Genomic DNA, 6,081 nt, shown 5'->3' with positions numbered 1-6,081 from the left:
CGCCAGGCCCGTCGGCCAGGCCGCTGCCCGTAATTTAGGCCTCGCTGTAGCGCGGGGGGATTGGATTACCAGCGCAGACGACGACGATTGGCTTTATCCCCATTCACTTGATAAAAGATTAGCGGCAATAAAAAGTGATCGGAATGCTCTTTGGTGCGCGGGATATTGCACAGACGATTGCAAATTAGATCCAGCAATAATTGCAGCTGGAATTAGCTCAGCTGGCGATGTTTGGCGGGCATGGCCTACACCAAAAGCAAATATCCCCCTAGGGCCAACCACCTTGCTGGTAGATGTAAATCTACTCAGGAGTATCGGAGGCTGGATGGGGCTTCCCCAAGGGGAAGATATCGGCATGATGATGGCTGTTACTTCATCTGCTCCAGGTATTATCATTGATTCCTATGTTTATCACATTCGGCTTCATCCGGGCCAAATGACTAAAACAGCTTGGTTTGAAGAATTGGAACTGCTATCGCGTAAAGCAGCATGGAATAGGGGCGAACAAATACTTAATATGGCAAATAAATTAATCAAGCTCAATATAATTCAAGCTTCCGCTAGTTGCTGAGCCCAGTGCAATACAACCGCCACCCGTTCTGGAGTTGGCGCTTCGCAATACAAGCGCAACAACGGTTCAGTACCAGAAAAGCGCAACATCAACCAATGGCTGGGCCCCAGCCTTAATTTCAAACCATCTGTGCGCACAAATTCCTGTACAACAACCCCTGCCACTTCGCTGGGGGGTGCTTCTGCTAATTGTTTCTCCAGCCTGAGACGGCTTGCCATATCTTTTAAACGTAGATCTAAACGGTTGTAATAGCTGGGCCCGCCACAACGATTTTGCAACTCATCCAGCCGCACGCCGAGCGGTTTACCGCCTTCTACCAAAGCTTCAAGCAAAAGTAGAGCGGCAAACGGAGCATCGCGCTCAGGCAGGTGCATCCCAAAGCCCACTCCACCTGATTCCTCTCCCCCAACTAATACTTCTGAGCTCAACATCTCACTTGCAATATATTTAAATCCAACGGGCATTTCCAACACCTCGCGCCCAAGATCTTCCGCTACTAGCTGCATTAAATCAGAGCCACTAACTGTTTTCACCACCTTGCCCGGCAGCTTTCGCGCCCTGGCTAAATGATCAATAAACAATGGCATCAATAATTGGGTACTGCAATAACGACCCTGCTCATCAATCGCAGCAATCCGATCACCATCGCCATCAAAAACAATGCCCACAGCTGATTTAGCCGCAGCGGTTGCCGCCTTCACCGTGGAAATCAACTCACCTAAATAGGGAGCTAACGGTTCAGGCGGATTACCACCGAATAAGGGGTCACGATTTGAACGTATTTCTTGCACCACGTCACCGAGTAATGCGGGCAAACCACCAGCAGCAGAACCATGCATTGGATCAACGATTACCGCAAGATCCATCTCCTCCAAGCCATGGCGCAAAGCCTGCACATCAATTTTGCTGCGCAAACCCGTTAGGTATTCACTCCAGCCATCAAAACAAGCGGTTTCTCCTATTTCTGGAACACTTACAGCACCCGCCGCTAAGCGCTGCTCAACTCTGGCGGTGAAATCTGCCTCCACCGAACCACCGAAATGGCCTTTAATTTTTAATCCCAACCATTCGGCGGGGTTATGGCTGGCGGTGATTACCAGCCCACCCAACGCCTGCCTAGTTACAACCACCCAACTAATGGCTGGAGTTGGCAGTGGTTCTAAAGCCAATAACGGCTCTAACCCCACCCCCCGCACTGCTGCGGCAATGGCAGCAGCAAATTCAGGGGCAAGAAAACGGCGATCAAAGCCAATTACTACTGTGCGGCTATCGAGTTCAGCTGGAGCGGAATGGGCTAATTCAGCCGCCGCGGCAGCTGCTACCGGCAACAGCCGCTCCAGGGTGATATCAACGCCGAGAATGCCGCGCCAGCCATCTGTGCCAAAACTGATCGGGGCAGCGAGCAGCGGTAATGGGGCGGATGGCATCAGGCTGGATTCAGCTCGTAACAGTGTCCTGGATCGGGATCGATGAATGTGGTGGGAGGGTGCCGGAGGGCGAGCTGCGCCTCCAATTTGGATTGATCGCCACTACTCCAAAGCAAGCGTTCCAATACTCCCTTGTAATTAATTCCACCCCCTGCGGTGCTGGCCAGCAGCCAACTGGGCTGGAAGCGCTCCAACAATTGTGGCAACACTGTTTGCCCCTTCACAAAGGCTCCCGCTAATGGCAAGCCCAGATCCAACACCGGTGTAATAACAGCTGTAAGCGGCTGAACTGCTATTTGCGGATCAAGAAATCCATGGGGTTCCACATACAAACTTTCAGTGCCGGCCCGCAACAGATAACCATTTTCCAGCTGAGGCACTGCGGCACCGGCAGTGGCTTCAATTTGCAGGCAACCATGCTGATGCAGATCTCTTGGTTTAAGCGCTTTGTAATTGGTGAAACCAAGGGAGCTAGCCAGCTTTATTGCTGAGCAAGAACCCAGCACCGGCAGGTTTTTTGATAACAACTCAAGGCTTGGCGCATGGGCGTGATCGGGCAAACCCTGGCTTAAGAGCAAAAGATGAAGATTTTCAGGTACCGGCCAGTCGTGGGGTAAGCGCCCTTCAAAAAACCAGGTGGCAGAGCCAAATCGCAAAGGGCCCGTGAGCCATGGATCCAGCAACACCCTCACACCGCCAAGCTCTAGTAACCATCCATTCGCTCCGTAGTAAGTGAGTTTCATATCGGCTTTAAAACTTCGCATCCCTTCTAGCTTGGGAACATGGGCCAGCAACGTATTACCAGCGAATCTGTGCTCACCGACCGGCAATTACGCAGTTGGCTGCGCTGCCATCGCAAGGCTTGGCTAGATCGCCATGGCAACCCCAGTGAAAAAATATGGAATCCCCATAGGGCGCTGCAGCTGGCTGATCGCGAGCTGCGCTTACAGGTGTTGTTGCAAAACAAAGGTTCGATCAGGCAGCTGTTGTTGCAGCAAGGCAATTTGAGGGGTAGGCCCACCCTGCTGCTGCAGCGGCCGCAAGCCAGCCAACTAGGCGCTTTTAGTTATCAACCGGTGCTACTGCAGCCAGGCCGCCACGGCACCCGCGAACACCGCCTCACCCTTGCCTTTTGGGGGCGCTTGGTGGCCAATTATCAAGGGGCCCCAGTTGCTACGGGCTTACTGCTCACACCCCAAGGCTTGAAGGAACCTGTGAATCTCACAGGCCAGTTGCCGCGCCAACTGGATCAAGCCCTAACCCGCCTCCAAGCAGATCTCCAGCAGCTGCAACCGCCGCCACTCACCCAAGACCGCAAAAAATGCACGCTTTGCTGCTGGCGCCGCAGCTGCAACCAGGAGGCAGAAGCAAAAGGCGAATTGAGCCAGGTGAGTGGTATTGGCGGAAAACGCCAAGAGCTATTGCAGCAGCTTGGTATTCACAATCGTTCCGCCTTAGCCGCGATTGATCCCATGGTGCTGATGGCCCGGCTGGAAGCCAACGGCGAACAGCGGCCCGAATTAGCACTCGAATTAATTGCCCAGGCCCGGGTGCAGGAAAGCGGCAGCGCAGAACGGCTTGCGCCAGCAGACGAGCTAAATGATTCACCTCTGCCGGAACTAGCTGCAGCCCCAGGGGTTTTGGTTTACGACATCGAATCAGATCCCGATGCTCGCGATGATTTTTTGCACGGCTTCTTAATCCTGCCCCGCAACAGCTCTGGCCAATGGCCTGCAACGGCAATAGCCAAATATCACCCGTTGCTTGCCTTACAAGAACACGGCGAGGCAAGGCTTTGGCAGCGCTTGCAAGCTCTGCTTAATACATATCCCGGTTGGCCTGTGTTGCATTACGGCGAAACTGAAGCAATTGCCCTGCGGCGCCTAGCTGCGCGGCAAGGGGCTGTAGCTCCTGAAGGTTTGATCGATTTACACAAGAGGGTGCGGCAGCATTGGCGCTTGCCTGTGGATAGCTACGGCCTTAAAGCTGTGGCCAGCTGGCGGGGATTTCGCTGGAGCCAACCGGCAGCCGAGGGGGCCCGATGTGTGTTGTGGTGGCGCCAGTGGCGTGCACGCGGTAACCACCACCAATTGCAACGGATTTTTCAATACAACCGCGACGACTGCCTTGCTACCTGGGCAGTTGCTCAATGGCTGCTGAATGATGCTGCCGCCGGCAACGAAAACTGAACTCCAGCAAGGTTTTCACATTCAAACCAATCACGCCTTAGCAGCGCTAACCCCCAAGTGCCTTGAGGGCCAACTTGGCAAGAAGTAATGCTGCCAACCCTTTCCCCATTTGGCCCCAGCAAGGCCGCGCCAGCTTGGGGCAACAGCACACCAGGCGGTGCATAACAGCGCCGCAACTGCTGCTTTACCCCTGCTCTCGAATGCAACTTTGCAAGGGTTTCTTGCCCTAAATAGCAACCTTTATCGAGGCTCACCCGCCCATCAAGGCCAAGTTCAAATGGATTGATGCCTGCATTTAGTTCACCTGGAGCAGCGGGGATGCCTTGGCGGTAACGCAACAACTCCTGAAGATCAGCGCCTAGGGGCTGCACCTGCTGAAGCGCTGCAGGTAGTGGCGCTTCGGCGCTGAGCAACCAATGGCGACCAGCCAAGCCCCAACCGGCTCCATTTCCTGGCCCTTGATCTTCTACCAAGCCATGCCATAGCAATGCTTCCAGCGCCTGCAATTGCACCTGATCAGCAGGAAAAATAACCCGATCCAAGGCGCGATACACCTCTGCTCCAGCCCCTGCGGTTACGAGTAATTCAGCGCCCGCATCGCTTGCTGTTATCTCAGCAAGGGCCGCTAACCAGGCGGTGGCATTCACAAAACAGGTAGCTCGTTGTTCTCCAGGCGCTAAATCCAAAAGGGCTTGGCTGGTTTGGCCATGGAGTAAGCGCAAACTGCCTTTGCCATGGATTGCGATTCGGCTCACCTCAAAGCAAAACCGCCAAGGCAATGGGGGTAGAGCCCAGGGATCAAAACTTGAGGCGGTTGCAGGGTTCATCAGCTCAATTGTTGGTGGATAGTTGCCACCTCACTGAGGCGATAAAGCGAATGCAACTCCAAACCCTCAGCCCTGAGTGCCGCCTCACCACCCTCTTCGCGATCAACAATCGCCACCACTCTCTTCACCAGATAGCCCGCTGCTCGCAGTTGCATCACCGCCTTAAGGGCGGAACCAGCACTGGTAACAACATCTTCCAAAAGGGTGATCAACGAACCCGAAACGGGTAGCGGGCCTTCAAGCCAAGCTCCAGTGCCATGGCCTTTTGCTTCTTTACGCACAATCAAGGCATCAAGATTGCGGCCAGCCAGCGCTGCCCCATGGGCTACCCAGCTCACCATTGGGTCGGCGCCGAGGGTGAGCCCTGCCACCGCCACCGCCTCAGGTTCCACCAGCTCAAGCAACCTTGGTGCCAGCAGCAGAGCACCTTTGCCGCTGAGGGTGACCGGTTTGCAATTCACGTAATGCTCACTGCTCTTACCAGAAGCCAAAGTGAACTGGCCGCGCCTGTAGGCATGCAACGCCAACATTCGCAATAAGGGATCAAGGCTCAAAATTGCTCACTGGCGAAATAGCTAGATCGTTTTTAACCTGGCGCAGACCGTTACGCCTAAAAGAGCATGAAGTTCAAATTGCCTGGTGCTATTTCAATACTTTTTGGTGCTGGTTTATTGAGTTGTGTTTCTGCGCTAGCTGGGCCTGTAGTTTGCACCACCAGTTTTGAAGCCCCCAGCGCTGCAAACGCTGAAATCAAATCAACAGCAGTGGAAGTAACCAGTTGCGGACCGGTGCAAACCACTAACGATTTAATTGAGCAACGCTTTTTTTCTTACAGCTCCCCCTACGCCCGTGGCATAGATATCACTCACCAAATCACCGATATTCTGGGGATCAGCATGGGCGGTATCGATGGCAGCAAAGTGATGGGTTTTGGCTTCCCCGACCAAACAATCGTGTGGGATGGCTCCGCGGTAGAAAACACCACAAAAGCTTTAATGCAGGAGCAAAGCAACCCAATTCCATTGCGGGTACGCGATCTTCCAAGCAGCATGGGAAAATAAGATCTG

At 53.9% G+C, this 6,081-nt stretch carries 7 protein-coding genes; 3 read left to right on the top strand and 4 right to left on the bottom strand.

Going from position 1 to position 6,081, the window contains the following annotated elements:
- On the top strand, positions 1-571 hold a 571-nt coding region (locus tag AC2JC8_RS05555; RefSeq protein WP_484594322.1), incomplete at its 5' end, for a glycosyltransferase.
- Here AC2JC8_RS05555 and AC2JC8_RS05550 read toward each other — a convergent pair.
- Together AC2JC8_RS05550 and AC2JC8_RS05545 are read right to left on the bottom strand one after the other, a co-directional pair.
- The gene (locus AC2JC8_RS05550; protein ID WP_484419962.1) at positions 550-1,998 is read right to left on the bottom strand and encodes a phosphohexomutase domain-containing protein; all 1,449 of its coding nucleotides are present in this window, start codon (positions 1,996-1,998) and stop codon (positions 550-552) included. The genes AC2JC8_RS05555 and AC2JC8_RS05550 overlap by 22 nt on opposite strands.
- On the bottom strand, positions 1,998-2,762 hold the full coding sequence (locus AC2JC8_RS05545; RefSeq protein WP_484400152.1) for an MBL fold metallo-hydrolase: 765 nt from the start codon (positions 2,760-2,762) through the stop codon (positions 1,998-2,000). Before AC2JC8_RS05545 ends, AC2JC8_RS05550 begins: the two co-directional genes overlap by 1 nt.
- An 18-nt stretch (positions 2,763-2,780) precedes the next feature.
- Here AC2JC8_RS05545 and AC2JC8_RS05540 point away from each other — a divergent pair, with 18 nt between their 5' ends.
- Complete coding sequence (locus tag AC2JC8_RS05540) at positions 2,781-4,187, top strand: TM0106 family RecB-like putative nuclease (RefSeq protein ID WP_484400153.1); 1,407 nt, start codon at positions 2,781-2,783, stop codon at positions 4,185-4,187.
- Here AC2JC8_RS05540 and ygfZ read toward each other — a convergent pair.
- A complete protein-coding gene (gene ygfZ / locus AC2JC8_RS05535) occupies positions 4,145-5,014 on the bottom strand; it encodes a CAF17-like 4Fe-4S cluster assembly/insertion protein YgfZ (RefSeq protein WP_484400154.1) in 870 nt (289 codons plus the stop codon). The genes AC2JC8_RS05540 and ygfZ overlap by 43 nt on opposite strands.
- Positions 5,014-5,544, bottom strand: a complete 531-nt coding sequence (gene pyrE / locus AC2JC8_RS05530; RefSeq protein ID WP_484400191.1) for an orotate phosphoribosyltransferase — start codon at positions 5,542-5,544, stop codon at positions 5,014-5,016. Before pyrE ends, ygfZ begins: the two co-directional genes overlap by 1 nt.
- A gap of 90 nt (positions 5,545-5,634) precedes the next feature.
- On the opposite strand from pyrE, the gene AC2JC8_RS05525 reads away from it, so the two are divergent.
- Positions 5,635-6,075, top strand: a complete 441-nt coding sequence (locus tag AC2JC8_RS05525; RefSeq protein WP_484594321.1) for an Occludin/ELL family protein — start codon at positions 5,635-5,637, stop codon at positions 6,073-6,075.
- Positions 6,076-6,081: the final 6 nt, after the last annotated feature.

Source organism: Synechococcus sp. (assembly GCF_982614295.1).
This window is presented reverse-complemented; position numbering and strand designations above follow the sequence as displayed.

Coding starts and splice junctions, on each gene's coding strand:
- AC2JC8_RS05550 (WP_484419962.1), bottom strand. CDS start 1,998: ATGCCATCCGCCCCATTACCGCTGCTCGCTGCCCCGATCAGTTTTGGC.
- AC2JC8_RS05545 (WP_484400152.1), bottom strand. CDS start 2,762: ATGCGAAGTTTTAAAGCCGATATGAAACTCACTTACTACGGAGCGAAT.
- AC2JC8_RS05540 (WP_484400153.1), top strand. CDS start 2,781: ATGGGCCAGCAACGTATTACCAGCGAATCTGTGCTCACCGACCGGCAA.
- ygfZ (WP_484400154.1), bottom strand. CDS start 5,014: ATGAACCCTGCAACCGCCTCAAGTTTTGATCCCTGGGCTCTACCCCCA.
- pyrE (WP_484400191.1), bottom strand. CDS start 5,544: ATGTTGGCGTTGCATGCCTACAGGCGCGGCCAGTTCACTTTGGCTTCT.
- AC2JC8_RS05525 (WP_484594321.1), top strand. CDS start 5,635: ATGAAGTTCAAATTGCCTGGTGCTATTTCAATACTTTTTGGTGCTGGT.